Genomic DNA, 339 nt, shown 5'->3' on the forward strand with positions numbered 1-339 from the left:
CGAGGTCGGCAAGTTCGAATGCCAATTCATCATCGAGAAGTGGGACGACATAATTCCCAATCTCGTTGCGGAAAAATACGACGCGATCATCTCATCCATGTCGATGAGCCTTGAGCGGCGTCAAAAGGTTGCCTTCACGGAGAAATACTACAACAGCCCTTCCGTGTTCATCGCTCGGAAGGATTCGCCGATCAGCGATGTCAGCCCCGCTGGCCTCAGCGGCAAGATCCTTGGGGTGACGTCGTCGACGGCGCAGGAATCCTACGCCAACCATGTCTACCCGGAGATGAAAAAGAAGGTCTTCCGGTCTTCGCCTGAATTGTACAAGGGCTTATCGGA

1 protein-coding gene is annotated in these 339 nt (G+C 53.7%); it reads left to right on the forward strand.

The window, feature by feature from the left end; translation table 11 throughout:
- Positions 1-339, forward strand: a 339-nt coding sequence (locus tag FY112_RS00030) for a transporter substrate-binding domain-containing protein (RefSeq protein WP_151517324.1), incomplete at both ends; no start/stop codon positions are given.

The organism is Rhizobium sp. PEPV16, from assembly GCF_008919455.1.
Classification (GTDB): domain Bacteria; phylum Pseudomonadota; class Alphaproteobacteria; order Rhizobiales; family Rhizobiaceae; genus Rhizobium; species Rhizobium leguminosarum_Q.